We start from the raw sequence: 19,926 nt of genomic DNA on the forward strand, positions 1-19,926 counted from the left end.
GTGACGCACACACCAGGGTTTGCGGTTTCTCCGCAGCAGCGCCAACTCTGGTCACAATCGCCGCTCGTCGGCCCGCACCGCGCGGTGCAGCTCCGGGTGGCGCTGGACGGTGTGCTGGATCGGGACAGGCTGCGCGCAGCGCTGTCCGCTGTGGTGCGTCGGCATGAGTCGCTGCGCACGAGTCTCGCCGCCGGCGACGGCAGGGCGGAGCCCAGTCAGGTCATCGGCGACCCCGTCGAGGTCGACTTGCGCACCGCTGGGGTGGCCTCGGACTCGGAGGCGGCGGCCTCCTCGGCGCTGGACGAACTCGCCGACGTGGAGCGGGCGGTGGTCGACCCCAGGAACGGCCGGGGGTTCCGGGCGCTGCTCGCAGACCTGGGAGCCCACCGGGCGGTACTCCTCCTGACCGCGCACGTGCTGATCGCCGACCTCAGCTCGTTGCGCCTGGTCGCCGAGGAACTGGCCGTCACGTACGCGGGCGACGAGGTGCGGCCACCCGTAGCGGACCTCGTGCAGTACGCCGACTTCGCGGCCTGGCACAACGAACTGCTCACGGCCGCCGAAGGGGCTGCCGAGCGCGCCGCCTGGGCCGACCGGTTGGCCCAGGCCCACGGATGTGCCGTACTGGGCAACGCGGCCCCGGCCGGCGGGCACCAGCCCGACCGGCTGGTCTACTGTCCGGCGCCGGTCCCGGCCGCCGGCGCGCTCGACGCCTTCGCTACGACCCACGGGCTCGACGCCGGCGCCGTGTTGGACGCGGTGTTCCGGGTGGTCGTATGGCGCGTGGCGGGCGAGCGCGACTGCCTGGCCCTGTTGGCCTCGTCCGGTCGCAGTCACCCGGCGCTCGACCACACGGTCGGTGCGTTGGAGCGCGAACTGCCGCTGCGCGGCGCGTTCACGGCCGAGGAGGAGTTCCTCTCCGTCGCACGCGATACCGCCCACGGGCGTCGCGATGCCGAGCAACGGATCGATCACCTCGACCCGGCCGCGCTGGTCGGCCACCGGGCGGCCGGACGCAGCGTCCACGCCCGTTTCGACTTCCGCGTCGCCGCCGAGCCGATGCTCGCGGACGGCGTCCGCTGCACGATCACCGAGGAGCGGCGGGCGGACTCCACCGATATCGCGCTGAGCTGCGTGCGGACCGGCGACGCCCTCGCCGTCGAGGTCCGCTACGACATCGCCCTGGTCGATTCCGCCACGGCCAGAGCCCTCGCCGACGGCTTCACGGCCGCGCTGCGCGCAGTGCTCGATGACGCGACGGTACGGATCGGGGAGATCGAGCTGCTCTCCGCCGAGGACCGGGACCGGGTACTCGCCTCCGGCGTCGGCCCCGTCACCGAGGTTCCGGCGGCAGCCGTGCACGAACTGTTCGCGCGGCAGGCCGCCCGGTATCCGGAGAGGGTCGCCGTCGCCTGCGCGGGTGCCGAACTCGGCTACGCCGAACTGGACGCGCGGGCCGACCAGTTGGCCCGTCACCTGATCGCCTCCGGCGTGACGCGCGGGGACAGGGTGGTGGTCTCGATCGGACGGTCGCCGGAGTTGATGGTCGCGCTGCTCGGCGTGCTCAAGGCCGGTGCCGCGTTCGTCCCCGTCGACGTCGGCTACCCGCGGGCCCGGATGGATTTCGTGCTGGCGCATGCGGCCCCGAAGATGCTGCTGGCCACCGGTGAGGTGTTGGACCGGCTCGGCGGCACGGGGCTGCCGGCGCTAGCGATGGACGGACCCCCCGCCGAGCTGGCCGCCCAACCGCGCACCCCGGTCGACGCGCCGGTGACCGCGGAGGACACCGCCTACGTGCTCTACACCTCCGGCACCACCGGACAACCCAACGGAGTCGTCGTCCCGCACCGGGGGCTGACCAACTACCTCTCCTGGGCGGCCACCGCCTACGCCATGGACCGGGGCGACGGCGCGCTGGTGCACACCTCGATCAGCTTCGATCTGACGCTGACCGGCCTGCTCGGCCCGCTGCTGACCGGCCAACGGGTCATCCTGCTGCCCGAATCGGCCGGGGTGACCGGGCTGGTGTCGGTACTGCGCGAGAGGCGGGACCTCTGTCTGGTCAAGCTGACCCCGACACATCTGGACATCGTCGGCCAGTTGGTCACTCCCGAGGAGATCACCGGCAGCGTGCGTACGGTGGTGGTGGGCGGCGAGGCGCTGCGCGCCGAGAGCGCCGCGCTGTTCCACGCCGCCGGTGCCACGGTGGTCAACGAATACGGTCCGACCGAAACCGTGGTCGGCAGCACCGCCCACCGGCTCGACGCGGGCGGGCCGTGGCACGGGGCGGTGCCGATCGGGACGCCGATCGCCGGTACCCGGGTGCATGTGGTGGACGGGCGGTGTCGTCCGGTTCCCGACGGAGCGGTCGGTGAGCTCTGCATCGGTGGCGCGGGCGTCGCCGACGGCTATCTCGGTGCGCCACACCTCACCGAACAGCGCTTCGTCCCCGACCCGTTCGCGACCGACGGTTCCCGGTTGTACCGGACCGGCGATCTGGCCCGCCGCCGCAGCGACGGCATCCTGGAGTTCCTCGGCCGTACCGACGAGCAGGTCAAGATCCGCGGCGTCCGGGTGGAGCCCGCCGAGATCGAGAGCGCGCTGCGCGCCCACCCCGGGGTCGAGCACGCGGTGGTCGTCGCCCGACGGGACGAGGACCCGGGCGGCTCCTCACCACTGACGGGGGAACTGCGGCTGGTGGCCTATGTGGTGCCCGGCAAGGACACCGACGGTCCGGTCCTGAGCCCCCGCCTCCTGGTCGAACACTGCCGCACCCGGTTGCCGGAACTGCTGGTGCCCACGACCGTCATGGTGCTCGACGCGCTGCCCATGACGGCCAACGGCAAGCTCGACCGGGCCGCACTACCGGCCCCCGCGGCCGTGAGCCGGTCGGCAGCGGAACGTGCCGCCTACGTCGTCCCGCGCACCGATACCGAGGAGATCCTGGCCGGCGCGGTCGCCACGGTCCTCGGGGTGGACCGGGTCGGGGTGGCCGACAACTACTTCGTGCTGGGCGGCGATTCGATCCGCAGCGTGATGGTCGTGAGCCGGGCGCAGTCCCGGGGGCTGGACCTCACGGTCGCCGAACTGCACCAGAACCCGATCATCGCGGACTGCGCGGCCGCCGTGGACCAACGGCACCCGGAACCCGACGCGCCGACCACCGCCCCGTTCGCCCTGATCGACGCCGAGGACCGCGCCCGGCTCCCCGACGAGGCGCGGGACGCCTTCCCGCTGAGCCTGCTCCAGGAAGGGATGATCTTCCACCGCGACTTCGCCGCGAAGTCGGCCGTCTACCACGCGATCGCGTCGGTGCGACTGCGCGCACCGTTCGATCTCGACGTGCTGCGCACCGTCGTCCGGCAACTCGTCGAACGCCACCCGATGTTGCGGACGTCGTTCGACATGACGACCTACAGCAGGCCGTTGCAGATCGTGCACGGCAGCTTCGAGACGCCCCTGTACTCCGAGGATCTGCGCGGGCTGTCCGAGCCGGAACAGGACGACAGGGTCGGTGCGTGGATCGAGCGGGAGAAGCTGCGCGGCTTCGAACTGCACGACTACCCGCTGATCCGGTTCATGGTGCACCGCCGCAGCGACGAGGAGTTCCAGTTCACCTACGGCTTCCACCACGAGATCGTCGACGGCTGGAGCGAGGCCCTGATGATCACCGAACTCTTCAGCCACTACTTCTCGCTCATGTTCGACGAGCCGCTCGCGATCCGGTCGCCGAAGACGGGCATGAGCGACGCCGTCGCCCTCGAACTGGAAGCGCTCGGGCGCAAGGAGAACTACGACTTCTGGGACGGCTACCTCGCCGACGCGACGCTGATGCGGCTGCCGAGGACCGGGGCCGCCGCCGGCCCGCGGGCCGACAAGGGCGCCCGGGAGATCGTCCGGATCGTCGTCCCGGTGCCCCACGAACTGTCCGAGCGGCTCAAGCAGGTGGCCACGGCGCACGCGGTGCCGCTCAAGAGCGTGCTGCTCGCCGCCCATCTCGCCGTCATGTCGGCCTACGGCGGCAACGTCGACACGCTGACCTACACCGTGACCAACGGCCGCCCCGAGGTCGTCGACGGCAGCACCGCCATCGGGCTGTTCGTGAACAGCCTGGCACTGCGGGTCAAGATGGCCGGTGGCAGCTGGCTGGAGCTGATCGAGGCCACTCTGCGCTCCGAGCGGCAGTCGATGCCCTACCGACGGCTGCCGATGGCCGAACTCAAGCGGCACCAGGGCAACGAGCCGCTGGCCGAGACGCTGTTCTTCTTCACCAACTACCACGTGTTCGACGTGCTGGACCGGTGGATCGAGGCCGGCGTCGAGCACGTGGCCAATGAGCTCTACGGCGAGTCGACCTTCCCGTTCTGCGGCATCTTCCGGCTCAACCGGACCACCGACCGCCTTGAGGTGCGGATCGAGTACGACAGCCTGCAGTTCTCCGCCGAGGTCATGGAGAGCATCCGGGACTGCTACGTGCGGGTGCTGACGGCGATCGCGGCCGACCCGACCACGGACTACGGCACCGTCGACCAACTCCCGGCCCGGGACCGCGAACTGCTCGACGGATTCACCGAGGGTGCCCGCACCCCCGTGCCGGATCGCGCTCTGCACACGCTGGTGGAGGAGCGCACGGCCGCGACCCCGGACCGGATCGCGGTGGAGTTCGACGGGACGGCCGTCAGCTACCGACTCCTCAACGAGCGCGCCAACCGGATCGCACACGCGCTGCGAGGCAGGGGAGTTGGGCGCGAGGACATCGTCGGTGTGCTCGCCGAGCGCTCCACCGACCAGATCGTTTTCCTGCTCGGCGTGCTCAAGGCGGGCGCCGCCTACCTCCCGCTGGACCCGGCACAACCGGACGAGCGCACCGCGCTCCTGGTGGCGGACAGTTCCGCGCGTGTGGTGCTCGTCCAGGAGCATCTGGCCGGCCGGGTTCCGCCGGCGGCCGAAACGTTCGTGGTGGACCGCGGCTTCCGGGCGGTCGACCGGGAACCAGCGCACACCCCGGACGTCGGTACCGGCCCTGCTGACGCGGCGTACGTCATCTACACCTCGGGCTCGACCGGCCGGCCCAAGGGGGTCGTCGTCGAGCACCGCAACGCGGTGGCCTCGGTCAGCGCCCGGTATGCCGCATACGCGGAGCCGGTCGACCGGTTCCTGCTGCTGTCCTCCTTCGCGTTCGACAGCTCGGTGGCGGGCATCTTCTGGACGCTGTCGACCGGCGGCACCCTGGTGCTGCCGGGGGAGGGCACCCAGCTCGACCCGATGAGCACGGCCGCCGCGATCTGCCGTCGGCGTCCGACACACACCCTGTCCATTCCCTCCCTGTTGGGCCCGCTGCTGGAACAGTCCGGCCCGCGCGAACTGGCATCCCTGGTCCGGGTGATCACGGCGGGGGAGGCGGCCCCCTCGGCGCTGTACGAGGAGCTTCGCGCGAAGGCTCCCGACGCCCGGCTTGCCAACGAGTACGGCCCCACCGAGGCGACGGTGTGGAGCACCGTGTGGACAGGCCCGGGGCCGGTGGAGCAGCCCCAACTGCCGATCGGCCGCCCGGTGGCCAACACTCGGGTACAGGCACTGGACCAGCACGGTCGACCGACACCGGTCGCGGTGGCCGGGGAACTGCACATCGGCGGGGCCACCGTGGCCCGCGGATATCTGGGGCAACCGGCCGCCACCGCGGCGGTGTTCGGGCCGGACCCCAGCGGCGCGGCCCCAGGCGCCCGCCGCTACGCCACCGGCGACCTCGGCCGGTTCCTGCCCACGGGGGACCTGGAGTTCCTCGGCCGCAACGACCACCAGGTCAAGATCCGCGGCTTCAGGGTGGAGCCGATGGAGGTCGAGGCCGTGCTGGACGCCCACCCCTCGTTGCAGCGGTCCATCGTGATGGCCCGTGGCGCGGAGGCCGGTGAGCAGCAACTCGTCGCCTATGTGCTGCCGGAACCGGGGGCGCGGCCGGACCGGGCGGAACTACAGAAGTACGTCCGGGACCGGTTGCCGAGGTACCTGGTGCCCAGCGCCTTCACCGTGCTGGACGCGGTGCCGCTGACGCGCACCGGCAAGGTCGACCGGACGCGGCTCCCCGATCCGGATCCGGTGGCCGAACTGCCGTATGTGGCACCGGGTACCGAGACCGAACGCCTGCTCGCCGACATCTGGTCCACGGTGCTCAAGGTCGGCCGGGTCGGGGTGCACCACCACTTCTTCGACGTCGGTGGCGAGTCGTTGCGCGCGATGCAGGCGATCGCGGCGACGAACAAGCTGTTCCGAACCCGGCTGTCGGTGCGCAGGCTGTTCGACGCGCCCACCATTGCCGAGTTCGCGACCGTGGTGGACGAAGCCAGGGCGTCGGGGGCGGAAGTGACCTCCGACGGCGGGGTGTTCGCCGCGGCTCCCGAGGGTGACGAGGCATGAGCGTGCTGAAGACGGCCGACGACGGGGTGCGGGGCGGCGACGGCGACGGTCGGCTGCCGCTCACCGCTGCCCAGCAACGGCTCTGGCTGTTGCAGCAGTTGGAGCCGGACAACCCGGCGTACAACATCTGCACCGCCATCGAGCTGACCGGACCGCTGAGCCCGCTCGCACTGCGCTCGGTCGTCCACCGGCTCGGCAGCAGACACGAGATGCTGCGCGCCGCGTTCACCAACGACGGCTCGGAGCCCGCCCAGTACCTCACCGCGGCGCCACCGCGCCTCCGGCTGGTCGACCTGTCCGGCGTCGGGGAGCGGGCTGCGACGAAGGAGGCGCACCGGCTGCTCGCTGCGCTCGCGGCCCGGCCGTTCGAGTTGGCCGCGGGGCCACCGGTGAGCTGGCTGCTGCTGCGACTGGGAGCGCGGCGACACCTGCTCGTGCTGTCGGTCCATCACCTGGTGTTCGACGGCGGGTCGCTCGCCGTGGTGCGCGAGGAGATCGAGGCGCTGTACCGCTGCGGAGCCACCGGCAGCGCACCGCCCGCGCTCGCCCGGACCGCAAGCTATCCACAACTCGTTCACCTGCAGGGCGCGTTGGCGGAGAAGGCGGCCGACTCGGTCGCGTTCTGGCGGGAGGAGCTCGGCGCGGCGCCACCGCGCAGCACCCCGTTCAACGGTGGCCGGAGCGGGCGGCCGACCCGCCCGCTGCGCCGGGTGGAACGGCTCGACCGCGCCGAACTCACCGCTCTGACAAGGCTGTGCCGGCATACCGGAACCACCACGTACATGGCGCTGCTGGCCGTACTGGGATGCCTGGTCAGCCGGCACTGCGGGCAGGACGACGTGGTCATCGGCTCGCCGGTCGCGCTGCGCGACGACGAGCAGACCGCCCGCACCGTCGGCCTGCTGATCAACACCCTGCCGCTGCGCCTACGGCTGCACGGTGAGCCGAGCTTCGCCGAGGTCCTGCGCAGGACCAGGAACACGTTCCTCGACGCGCTCGAACACCATCTGCTGCCCTTCGAGCGGATCGTCGACGCGCTCGCACCGCCCAGGGAACTGGGGACCTCCCCGCTGTTTCAGGTGCTGTTCGCGTACCAGCAGCCGCCACGGCCTCCCGGCCTGCCGGGGATCGGGGCGCGGCTCGTCGAGGTGCCCGCGGCGGCGGCCAAGTACGAGCTGTCCGTCACCGCGGCGGACACCCCCGACGGCCTTGAGCTGGTCTTCGAGGCGGACGGCGGCCGGTGCACCGCCGTGGAACTGGCCGACTGGTGCCGGCAGTTCCGGACCCTGCTCGCCGCCGCTTCGGCCGAACCGGAACGGCCGGTCTCCCGCTGGTCGCTGCTGACCACCCGGCAGTGGCGCGGTGTGCGCGCCCCGGCGGCCGTGGATCCCGGCGCGGGCGAACTGGTGCACCGGCTGGTGGCCGCCACCGCGGCACGCCACCCGGATGCGGTGGCCGTGGTGCACGGCTCCCGCCAGGTGAGCCACCGCGAACTGGACCAGTGGTCCGACCAGTTCGCCGCGCACCTGCTCGCCCGGGGGTGCGGCCCCGGTGACGTGGTCGGGGTCTGGCTGTCGAGGACGCCGGAACTGCTCGTGGCCCTGTTGGGAGTGCTCAAAACCGGAGCGGCGTACGTGCCGATCGGCACCGAACAGCCCGCCGAAAGAGTGCTGCCGATGCTGGCCGAGACCGGTGCCCGGCTCCTGGTCGGCGACGACGAGCTGCTGGCACGCCGTGGCGCCGGGCGCGTCCAACTGCCGCCCACCGTAGGGGTGTGCGCGCCGCGCCCCGACCGGTCGCCCCCGCCGCGCCGGGTGACGGTGCCGCCGACGGCGCTGGCCTACGTGCTCTACACGTCGGGATCCACCGGCCGGCCCAAGGGGGTGGCCATCGAGCACCGTAGCGCCGCGGCGTTCCTGCGCTGGGCGGGCCAGGCATTCGACCCCGGCGAGCTGCACCGGGTCCTGGCCACCACGTCGGTCGGCTTCGACCTCGCCTTCTTCGAGCTCTTCGCACCGCTGGTCCACGCGGGCACCGTGGTGCTGACCGAGGACGCCCTGCGGGTGCCGGAAACCCCCGCCGCGGCCGGGGCGAGCCTGCTCAACTCCGTTCCGTCCGCGGTGGCCGCCCTCCTGGACGCCGACGCGATTCCCGACGCGGTCACCTCGGTGAACCTCGCCGGCGAACCACTGTCCAGGGAGCTGGCGGTCCGGCTGCACCGCCGCCGGGTCCGCACCGTGGTGCGCAACCTCTACGGGCCCAGCGAGGCGACCACCTACGCGACGGCCGCCGTGGTCGGTGCCGGCGACGGCCCGCCCACCATCGGGACGCCGATCGGGACCGCGCGGGCCTGGGCGGCTGATCACCGCGGCCGGCCGGTCCCCGACGGCATGGTCGGGGAACTGCTCATCGGTGGGCCGGCGTTGGCCCGGGGCTATGGGGGCCTCCCGGCCGGCACGGCGGCGGCGTTCGTCCCCGACCCGTACGGCCGGCCTGGCAGCCGGGTCTACCGCACCGGGGACCTGGTGCGCCGCCGAGCCGATGGTGAACTGCAGTTCGTGGGTCGCCGGGACACCCAGGTCAAGCTGCGCGGGGTGCGGATCGAACTCGGGGAGGTCGAGCACGCGCTGCGCGCGGTGGCACCGGTCCGCGAGATTGCCGTCGTCCTCGACGGCGTGGCCGAACACCGGCGGCTGGTGGCGTTCGCCAGTCCGGCACCAGGCCGGGAGATCCCCCCGGAGCAGGCCCTGGCCGCGCTGCGCACCCTCCTACCCGCCGTGATGATCCCCGCGGATCTGGTGGTCCTGGCCGACCTGCCGCACAACGGCAACGGCAAGATCGACCGGGCGGCGCTGACCGCCCGTGCCGGAGCGGTCCGCCGGCAGCACCCGCGCAGCGCGGCCCCCGGGACCGAGTTGGAACGGGCCATCGCCCGGGAGTGGCAGCGGGTGTTGGGGATCGAGCGGGTCGGTGTGCACGACGCCTTCTTCGACGTCGGCGGGAACTCTCTCGCTCTGCTCCGGCTGCACAACGCCCTCGTCCGCACCGTCCATCCGGGGCTACGGCTGGTCGACCTGTTCCGGTTCCCCGACATCGCCGGCCTCGCCGCTCACCTCGGCCGGGCCGGGGTCGGCGCGACGCCGGCGGATTCCCCGGCGCTGGTCCGCGGTCGCAGGCGCCGGCGGGCCGGCGGGGCGCCGCGCCGGGCGGCCGAGCAGGAGGGTGGGCGATGACCGAGCACGACGGCTGCGAGCCGATCGCGGTGATCTCGCTGAGCTGCCGCTTCCCCGGAGCGCAGAACGTCGACGCGTTCTGGGCCAACCTCCGCGCGGAGACCGAGAGCATCAGTCGGTTCCCCGACCCGGGAACGGAACACCGGCCCCGCTTCGTCGGTGCGGAGGGCACCTTGGGGGACCTGGCGCAGTTCGACGCGGAGTTCTTCGGATACTCCGCGCGCGAGGCCGAGGTGATGGATCCGCAGCACCGGCTGAGCCTGGAGGCGGCGTGGACGGCGTTCGACACCGCCGGCTACGACCCGGCGGCGCTGCCCTTCCCGGTCGGCGTGTTCCTCTCCTGCGGCCTCAGCTCCTACCTGGTGCGCAACCTCCTCCCCAACACCGAACTGCTCCGCACGCACGGCGGCTTCCCGCTGCTGATCCACAACGACAAGGACTTCGCGGCGACCACGGTCTCCTACAAACTCGGCCTCACCGGCCCCAGTATGTGCGTCGGCTCGGCCTGCTCCTCCTCACTGGTCGCGGTCCACCTGGCCCTTCGCAGTCTGCAGTCCTTCGAGTGCGACATGGCGGTGGCCGGCGGCGTCTCGCTCCAGGTCCCGCAGGCGCAGGGCTATGTGTACGCCGAGGACGCCATCTACTCGCCGGACGGGCGGTGCGCGGCCTTCGACGCCGCGGCCTCCGGCACGGTCGGCGGCAGCGGCGTCGGGCTGGTCCTGCTCAAGCGGCTGTCGGAGGCCCGCAGGGACGGCGACCCGGTGCACGCGGTACTGCTCGGATCGGCAGTGAACAACGACGGCCGCCGCAAGGCGGGTTACACCGCCCCGGGCGTCGAGGGCCAACGGGACGTGATCATCGAGGCGCAGGCGGTGGCCGGGATCGACGCCGGCAGCGTCGGGTACGTCGAGGCGCACGGCACCGGCACCAACCTCGGCGACCCCGTCGAAGTGGCGGCACTGACCGCCGCGTTCCGCACCACCACCGACCGGGTCGGCTTCTGCGCCCTCGGCTCGGTGAAGACCAACATCGGCCACCTCGACGCGGCCGCCGGCATCGCCGGACTGATCAAGGCCGTCGGCGCGGTGCGCGACGGCGTGATCCCGGCGAACCTGCACTACCAACAACCTCACCCGGCCATCGACTTCGCCACCTCCCCGTTCTACGTCAACGCCTCGACCACGCCCTGGCCGGCCGCGGACTCCCCGCGCCGCGCCGGCGTCAGCTCCTTCGGCATCGGCGGTACCAACGCCCACATCGTGCTGGCCCAGCCGCCCGCCACGACCGCGCCCGACCGCGAACGCAGGGCGTGCCAACTGCTCGTGCTCTCCGCGCGTTCCACGACGGCACTGGCCCAGGCCGGCGACGAACTGGCCGCGCACCTGCGCGCCCGGCCGGACGCCGACCTCGGTGACGTGGCCGCGACGCTGGGGGGCCGACGGGCGCACCGCCATCGGCGGGCCGTCGCGGCCACCACGGCCGCGGACGCGGCCACGGCCCTGTGCGGACCGTCACCGGCGCGAGCGGTCCAAGGCACCGGGCGGGTCGCCTTCCTCTTCCCCGGCCACGGTTACGGCTACCCGGCCATGGCGCTGGGACTGCACGCGGGGGAGCCGGACTTCCGACGACACCTCGACGACTGCGCGCGACTCCTCGCCGAACAGGGCGTGGACCTGTTCGCGATGCTCCGCGCCGCACAGGTGGGCCCCCAAGGGGCCGAGCCCGCGTTCCAGGTGGCCGAGTTCGCCGTGTCCCACTCCCTGGCCCGCACGCTGATCGACTGGGGCGTCGAACCGGCCGCGATGCTGGGGCACAGCCTCGGCGAATACGTCGCCGCCACCGTGGCCGGTGTGTTCCCGCTGCCCACTGCGCTGCGGCTGGTCGCCGTCCGCGCCCGCGCACAGGCCACGCTTCCGGAAGGCCGGATGCTGGCCGTCGCGCTGAGCGCCGACGCGCTGCGTCCGCTGCTCGACGACGGCCTCACCCTGGCGGCGGTCAACTCCCCGGACCGGTGCGTGGTCACCGGCGCCCCCGACGTGGTGACGGCACTGGCCGCGGGGTTGGACGGAGAAGGAGTGTGGACCCGGATGCTGACAGTCCGGCACGCCTTCCACTCCAGGGCTGTCGACCCCGTCGTCGCCCGCTTCCGCACTGCCCTGGTCGAGGTGGAATTCGCCGCTCCACTGCTGCCGTTCCTCTCCAACGTCACCGGCGACTGGGCCGATCCCGCCGAGGTGACCTGCCCGGAATACTGGCTGGCGCACATGCGAAGGCCGGTGCTCTTCGACGCCTGCGCCGGGCACCTCGCGGAGTCGGCACCGGCCGTGCTGCTGGAGCTCGGCCCTGACGCCGGGCTGGCCCGGTTGGCGGCCCGCAGGCTGGCTCCCGGCTCGGCGTCGACCGCGAGCTGTCTGCCGGCGGACGCCGGCGACCCGGCGGCGGAACGGGAAACCGCACACCTGGTGCGCGCGGTGGGAACGCTGTGGACCTCGGGGTGCCCCGTCGACTGGGCAGCCTTCCACCGGCCGCAACGGCCGCGACGCACCCCGGTCCCGGGGTACCCGTTCCAGCGCAAGCGCTATTGGTCCGACGCGCCGGGGGACGCCGGCGGGGTGCGGCCGGCCGCCGCCACGGTCGCCGACCGACCGCCGCCCCTACCGCGGCTCCACAACTGGGCCTATCTGCCCGGCTGGCGGCACACCGTCGCGGTGCGCGCGCCGGCCCGACAGGACGGCGCGACGTGTCTGCTGTTCGCCGACGGCCCGCTCGGCACGGCGGTCGCCGGTCGGCTGACTGCGCTCGGCGTGCGCCCGGTCCCCGTGCCGTCCGACCACCAGCGACCGGACCAAATGCCCGACCTGCACGAGGTGTTGGCGGAACTCGCCGCACAGGGGCGGGCCCCGCGCCTGGTCGTGCACCTGTGGCCGGTCACGGCGGCGAACGGAGACGGACCGCCGGACGGGGCCGTGGTGCGACGGGGACAACAGGCCGGACTGCACAGCCTGCTGCATCTGGCACGGGCCTTCGGAGCACACCCGGACGGTCAACCGGTCCGCCTGGTGGCTGTCACCCGTGGCGCCCAGTCCGTGCTCGGCGACGACCTCGACCATCCCGAACACGCCACCGTCACCGCGGCGGTCAAGGTCATACCCCGGGAACTGCCCACGATGTCCTGCACGGCACTGGACGTCGGGCCGGCCGATGACGACCCGGACCGGCTGGCGGACCGGATCGTGGCCGAACTGCTGGCCCCGGACCCGGCCACCGAGATCGCCTACCGCGGGCGACAGCGCTTCGAACGGAGTCACACCCCCATGCGGTTGGACCCGGCCGGCCCGTCGCGCGCCGCCGCGACCGCCGGGGTCCACCTGGTCTGTGGCGGCCTCGGCGGCATCGGGCTCAGCCTGGCGGAATCCCTCGCCGACAGCGCCACCGCGCTGGTGCTCACCCGGCGCACGCCGTTCCCCGCCGCCGAGGACTGGAGTGGGTATCTGGCGGCCCACCCGGCGGGGAACGAGACCACGCGGTTGATCCACCGGCTGAACGCCCTGACCGCCAAGGGCACCGCAGTCCTGGTCCGGCGGGCCGACGTGACCGACGAGACCCGGATGCGGGCGGTCGTCACCGAGGCCGAGGAGCTGTTCGGGCCGATCACCGGAGTCGTCCACGCCGCGGGCTGCCCCGACACCGCGGGCATGATCCAGCGGCGCGACCAGCGGGCCACCGACGAGGCGATGGCCTCGAAGACGCTGGGCCCGATCGTGCTCGACAGCGTCCTGCGCCACCGGGAACTGGACTTCTTCGTGCTGTGCTCGTCCATCGGAACCGTGCTGCACAAGTTGAAGTTCGGCGAAGTGGGATACGTGGCCGCGAACGAGTTCCTCAACGCCTACGCCGCCCACCGTGCCCACCGACGCGGCGGAACCACCGTGTCGATCGCCTGGACCGACTGGACCGACGTGGGCATGCGCGCCTCGGCGCAGGAAGAGCTGGTCGCGCGCTACGGCCGCTCCGCGGAGCGCACCGCGTCGGCCGGCGACCTGCTCGACGGGATCAGTCGGGCGGAGGGCGTCGAGCTGTTCCACCGCATCCTGTCAACCGGCGGTACCCCGCAGGTAGTTGTCTGCCCCCAGGACCTCGATGCGCTGCTAGCCAGGCACGCGGCCTTCAGCACGGAGGATCACCGCGCGGCACTCGCCGACCTGCGGATCGCCCCGTTCCGGCGCGACCGGGCCGACCTGTCCACCGCGTACCAGGCGCCGGGCACCCCGCTGGAACACAGCCTCGCCGCATACTGGGCGAGCCTGCTGGGCGGCGATCCCATTGGCGTGCACGACAGCCTCTTCGAGCTCGGTGGCGACTCGTTGATCGCGCTCCGGCTGCTGTCCCTGATCCGCGAGCGGCACGGCGTCGAGCTGTCGATGGCGGAGTTCTTCGACGCGCCGACCATCGCGGGCCAGGCCGCCTCGATCGAGCGGGCCACCGGGGACGAGGTGCTGCTGTGAGCGCCGGGGCCCTCCTCGCGGAGCTGCGCCGGCGCGGGATCACCGTCACCGTCGACGGGGAACGGCTGCGGTGCGTGGCACGACGCGGGGTACTCACGGCCGAGGTGCAGGCGGAGATCGCCACGCACCGGGCCGAAATCCTGAGGGAGTTGCAGGCCGGCGACGGCATTTCGGTGGCCGACGGCGAACGGGTGCCGCTCTCCTTCGAGCAGGAGCGCATGTGGCTGACCCACCGCTTCCACCCGACGGCCAGCTCCTACCACCTCCCGCTGCGCCTCAGGCTCACCGGCGAACTCGTCCTGCCCGCCCTGCGCACGGCACTGGAGCAGGTGCTGCGCAGGCACGCCGTGCTGCGCACCCGCTACCCGGCCGTCGACGGCAGCCCCGTCGTCGAGGTGCTGCCCGCCGACCGGGTGGCGCTGCCGCTGGTGGACCTGACCGGGCTGCCGGCGCCCGCCCGGGGAGCGGCGGTCCGCACCGGGGCGGCCGCGCTGGCGGTCCGCCCCTTCGACCTGACGACCGGCCCGGTGCTGCGGGCCGCGCTGTTCCGGCTCGACCGGGCGGAACACGAACTCGTCCTGATCCGGCACCACATCGCCAGCGACGGGTGGTCGCTCGGGGTGCTGCTGGCCGACCTCGCCGCACTGTACCGGGCGAACATCGCCGGGACGCCCGCCGAGATGGCTGAACTGCCGCTCCAGTACGGTGACTTCGCCGCCTGGCAGCGACGCCGGGCACAGGGGCCCGGCGTCGGCGAGCGGCTGGCCCGGTGGGCCGCGGTACTCGACGGCGCCCCTGAGCGGCTGGACCTGCTCGGTAGGAGCTCCCGCCCACCGGCCGGCCAGGTCGCCGGGGTCCTGCGGTCCCGACTCGGCCACGCCGAGGTGCAACGGCTCAGGCAACTGGCCGGCCGATGGGGGACCCCCTTGTTCCCGGTACTGCTCACCGGATTCGGGCTGGCGGTCGCCGATCTGTCCGGGCAGCGCGACCTGGTGATCGGCAGCCCGGTCGCCGGCCGCGCCCGGCCGGAACTGGCCGGCCTGGTCGGCTGCTTCGTCAACCTGCTGCCGCTGCGCCTGGACCTGTCGGGCCACGCCGGCTTCGGCGCGCTCCTCGGCCGGGTGCGCGAGGTCGTCAGACAGGGTCTCGACGACCAGGACGTCCCCTTCGAGCGGATCGTCGAGGCCGTGCGCCCTCGGCGTTCGCTCGCCGAAACCCCGCTCGTCCAGGTCGCGTTCGCCTACCAGAACACCCCGGCACCACGGGTGGAGCTGCCCGGCCTGACCGCGACGGCGCTGCCCTCGCCCCCGGTGGCCGCGAAGTTCCCGCTCACCATGACCGTGTCCCCGCTGCCCAACGGTCTGGACCTGGAGCTGGAGTTCGACCGGTCCCGACTGCACGGCGCACTGGCGGCCGAGATCCTGGCCAGGACGGTGGCCGTGCTGCGCTCCGCGGCAGCGGACCCGGACCTGTCCCTCGCGTCGATCCGGTCGCTCGCGCCCGCTCCGACCGCGGCCGGTGACCCCGCCCCGGTGGAGGGCAGCGGCGCTCTGCACCACGAGGTGGAGCGGATCGCCGCCGAGCAGCCGGACGCCGTCGCGCTTACCTGCGGCCGCGACCAGCTCACCTACCGGGAGCTCAACGCGCGGTCCGACCGGCTCGCCGCCGCGCTGCGGGCCGCCGGCTGCGGGCCGGAAGACCTGGTCGGGCTGTCTGCCGAGCCCTCGATCGACCTGGTGGTCGGCATGCTCGGCATCCTCAAGGCGGGCGCGGCCTATGCCCCGTTGGACCCGACTGACCCGCCGCGGCGCCGGGCGGAGCTGGTCCGCGCCGCGGGAATCCGGCTGGTGCTCACCCGGTCCACCGTGCCGCACCCACCGGAACCGGGTGCGGACCTCCTGCTGTTGGACCGGCCCGGAAGCTGGTTCGCGCCGGCGGCGCCCGCCCGGGTGCGGGTGCACCCGGCCAACCTGGCCTACGCCGTGTTCACTTCGGGTTCCACCGGCGGCCCCAAGGGCGTGCTGGTCAGCCATGCGCAGGTGACCGCGGTGCTGGCCACGTGCCGGACCGTGCTCTCCGCGACGCGCGACCGCCAGACCTGGGCGATGACCCACTCCCCGGCGTTCGACTTCTCCGTATGGGAGATCTGGGGCGCGCTGACCAGCGGCGCCAGGCTGGTGCTCGTGCCCCCGGACGTGGTCCGCGCACCGGACGAACTGTGGGCGACGCTGCTGGCCGAACGCGTCAGCGTGCTCGGCCAGACCCCGAGCGCCTTCCGGGCCCTGCTGCCCACCGCGCTGCGGACCGGGTCGGACGCCCTGCCGCTGTCCCTCGTGGTGCTCGGCGGCGAATCCTGCGAAGTGGCCAGACTCGCCCCTTGGTTCGACCGGTTCGGCGACCGCGGGCCCGAGCTGGTGAACATGTTCGGCGTCACCGAGACCACGGTGCACGTCACCAGCCGACGGCTGCGGCCGGCCGACCGGCACGGCCCGGTGGCCAGCCCGCTGGGGCGGGCGCTCCCCGGTCAGCACGTCGAGGTGCTCGACGGCGACGGACGCCCGCTGCCGATCGGTGGCCGGGGCGAACTGGTCGTCAGCGGGGCCGGGGTGGCCAGAGGCTACCTCGGCCGCCCCGGACTGACCGCCGACCGGTTCCGGCCCGCCCCCGGCCGCCCAGGCGACCGGCGCTACCACACAGGTGACCTCGTGCGGCTGTTCCCCGACGAACTGGACTACCTCGGCCGGACCGACAAACAACTCTCCCTGCGCGGCTACCGCATCGAACCCGGCGAGATCGAAGCGGCCCTGCTGACGCACCCCGCCATACGCGACTGCGTGGTGGTCGCCCACGGTGCGGGGGACCGGCGCCGGCTCGTGGCCTACCTGGTCGCCGAGAGCGCCGCTCAGGCCCCGGACCTGGCCACCGAACCGCTGCGCAGCTTCCTCTCCGACCGGCTCCCGCGCCAACTGATCCCACGTCAAACTGTGCTGTTGCCCGCGCTCCCGCTGACCAGGAACGGCAAACTCGACGAGACGGCCCTGCCCGCCCCACCACTGGAGCCCGACCGGCCGCGGAGCCGCCCACCGGCCACCCCGACCGAAGCGACGATCGCCGAGCTGGCCGCCGGGGTACTGGGCTGGCCGAGCCCGGACGGCATCGGCCGGCACGACAACTTCTTCGACCTGGGCGGGGATTCGCTCCAGCTCACCCAGTTCCACTTCCGCCTCGTCACCGCCTTCGGCATCGACCTCCCGATCCGCCAGGTGTACCTGGCGCCCGACCTCGCCGCGCTGGCCCAGGCCGTCGACCAGGTGCGCGCCGGGCAGCGGAGCGCACTGATCAGGGAGGCGCTGCGGTTGGCCGAGGCAGGGGAGGAGCCGACATGACCACCGGGGCAGCCACCATCGTCGAGGTCGCGCGGCAGCACGCCGCACGCACCCCGCACCGCCCCGCCTACGTGTTCCTCGCCGACGGGGTCACGGAGACGGCGAGCCGTGACTTCGCCGCCGTCGACCGGCGAGCCCGGGCGATCGCCGCGGAGCTGGTCGCACGCGGCTGCCGGGGCGAGCGGGTGCTCATCGCCCACCCCTCCGGCATCGAGTACGTCGAAGCCTTCCTGGGCTGCCTGTACGCGGGGAGCGTCGCGGTCCCCTGTGACTCCGGCCGGGGCGGGGCCGGGGCGGAACGGCTCGCCGCCATCAGCGCGGACGCCCGGCCCGCGTTGGTGCTCTGCCGGGCCGAGGACGCCCCCGCGGCGCTGGTCGGGCTCCCCAGGGCCGACGTCGGCGCCGTCCCCGATGCGGCTGCCGGCGGCTGGACCCCGCCGCCGGCCGACCCCGCCGCCACCGCGTTCTTGCAGTACACCTCGGGTTCCACCCGGACACCGCGGGGCGTGCGGGTCAGCCACGCCAATGTGCTGAGCAACGAGCGTGCCATCCAACTCGCCTGTGGCAACGACCGGGACGCCACCTTCGTCGGCTGGCTCCCGCTGTTCCACGACATGGGTCTGATCGCCAACGTGCTGCAACCGCTGTACCTGGGTTCCCGGTCGGTGCTGATGCCGCCGGGCGCCTTCCTGCGGGCGCCGCTGAACTGGCTGCGGGCCGTTGACAAGTACCGGGCGAGGGTCAGCGGCGGTCCCAACTTCGCCTACGAACTGTGCCTGCAACGCATCGACGAGGCCACCAGAGCCACCCTCGACCTGTCGGGCTGGGCGGTGGCCTACAACGGCGCGGAGCCGGTCCGCGACACCACAATGCGCCGCTTCAGCGCGGGATTTCGCGCCGCCGGGTTCGCCCCGGCCGCCCACTTCCCCTGCTACGGCCTCGCCGAGGCGACCCTGATCGTGACGGCGACGCCGTTCGACCGGCCGCCGACCTCGGTGCGTGCCGAACCCGCCGCTCTCCGGGCCGGCCGGGTCACCGCCGTGCGGGCGGACGAGCAGGGCAGCACGCTCGTCTCCAGCGGGCCGCCGGTCGCCGGGACCGAGGTGCGGATCGTCGACCCGGAAACCCGAACGGCGCTTCCTGAGGGGCGGATCGGCGAGGTCTGGCTGCGCGGCGAGGGCATCGCGACCGGCTACCACAACCGGCCCGGGGAGACCGAGGAGACCTTCGGCGCCCGCCTCGCCGGTACCCACCAGGGCCCCTACCTCCGCACCGGCGACCTCGGGTTCCTGCTGGACGGCGGGCTCCACCTCACCGGCCGGCGCAAGGACCTCATCGTCATCCGGGGCGAGAACCATCATCCGCACGATGTGGAGCACACTGCCGAACGCGCGGATCCGGCACTACGGCCCTCCTGCGGAGCCGCCTTCCCGGTCGACGTCGACGGCGTCGAACGCCTGGTGCTCTGCTACGAACTCGCCACGCCCCTGGGCGCGTCGGACCTGGTCGCAATCGCCGCCCGGGTGCGCCAGGCCATCGCCTGCCGCCACGGCATCGAGGTCCATCGCATGCTCTTCCTGCCCAAGGGAGCGGTGCCGAAGACGACGAGCGGCAAGGTCCGCAGGCAGCACTGCCGACAGTCCTACCTGGCCGGCGAGCTGCCCGTCGTCGGCACCGCGGGCACCGACCGACCGGAGGTCCCCGACCTGCCGGGCCGCGACACGCTCGACGCGACGGCACCGGACGACCGGGTCGCGGCCCTGGCAACCGCCCTGGCCGCCACCGCGTCGGCGCTCGCCGGCGTCGGCGGGACACCACCCCGGCCGGACGAGCCGCTGGTCCGGCTCGGACTGGATTCGCTGCGGGCGACGGAACTGCGCCACCGCGTCCAGCGACGGTACGGGGTGGACATCGGCGCCGAGGCCCTCGTCGACGGTGACAGTCCCCACGACCTCGCCCGGCGCATCCTGGCGGCGGACGCCGTGCCGGCGGCCGCGTGGACGACCGTGGGCACGCCCGACGGAGACGGCCGGCTCGCGTTGACCGCGAACCAGGAAGCGCTCTGGTTCGAGCACGAGTTGGACCCCCGGGGCGCCGCGTACAACCTCTCCCGGGTGCTCAGGCTGGACGGACCGCTGGACGTACCGGCGCTGGACCGGGCACTGCGGACCCTCACCACGCGGCATCCGGCACTGCGCACCACCTTCCCGGTCCAGGACGGGCGGCCGTGGTGCCAGCTGGAACCGGAAGGCCCGCGACTGCGCGTCATCGACGTGCCGAAGGAGACGGAGGAGCAACTCGCGGCGCGGCTGCTGGAGATGGTGGAGCGGCCCTTCGACCTGGAAGGGACCGTGCCGTTCACGGCAACGCTGCTGCGCCGCGACCCGC

The 19,926-nt window shown here is 73.3% G+C and carries 5 protein-coding genes (1 of these 5 cut by a window edge); all 5 read left to right on the top strand.

Annotation, left to right across the window (positions count from 1 at the left end; genetic code table 11):
• Tightly spaced (each overlapping or abutting the next), the 5 genes in view from ACIQU6_RS04535 to ACIQU6_RS04555 form a layout consistent with a single transcriptional unit that may run on beyond the window.
• Positions 1-6,414: an amino acid adenylation domain-containing protein gene (locus ACIQU6_RS04535; RefSeq protein ID WP_403480141.1), complete on the top strand. Its 6,414-nt coding sequence runs from the start codon at positions 1-3 to the stop codon at positions 6,412-6,414.
• Positions 6,411-9,647, top strand: a complete 3,237-nt coding sequence (locus tag ACIQU6_RS04540) for an amino acid adenylation domain-containing protein (RefSeq protein WP_403480142.1) — start codon at positions 6,411-6,413, stop codon at positions 9,645-9,647. The genes ACIQU6_RS04535 and ACIQU6_RS04540 overlap by 4 nt, the downstream gene beginning before the upstream one ends.
• Positions 9,644-14,152: a beta-ketoacyl synthase N-terminal-like domain-containing protein gene (locus ACIQU6_RS04545; protein WP_403480143.1), complete on the top strand. Its 4,509-nt coding sequence runs from the start codon at positions 9,644-9,646 to the stop codon at positions 14,150-14,152. Before ACIQU6_RS04540 ends, ACIQU6_RS04545 begins: the two co-directional genes overlap by 4 nt.
• Entirely contained in the window at positions 14,149-17,538 is a 3,390-nt protein-coding gene (locus tag ACIQU6_RS04550; RefSeq protein ID WP_403480144.1) for an amino acid adenylation domain-containing protein, read from the top strand. Before ACIQU6_RS04545 ends, ACIQU6_RS04550 begins: the two co-directional genes overlap by 4 nt.
• Positions 17,535-19,926 carry the 5' portion of an amino acid adenylation domain-containing protein gene (locus ACIQU6_RS04555; protein ID WP_403480145.1) on the top strand. 5,807 nt of this gene lie beyond the right edge of the window, so 2,392 of the gene's 8,199 nt are visible here — the first part of the coding sequence; the start codon lies at positions 17,535-17,537; its stop codon lies off the right edge, out of view. The genes ACIQU6_RS04550 and ACIQU6_RS04555 overlap by 4 nt, the downstream gene beginning before the upstream one ends.

Origin of the sequence: Streptomyces sp. NPDC090442, from assembly GCF_044769405.1 — a bacterium.
Taxonomy (GTDB): Bacteria; Actinomycetota; Actinomycetes; order Streptomycetales; family Streptomycetaceae; genus Streptomyces.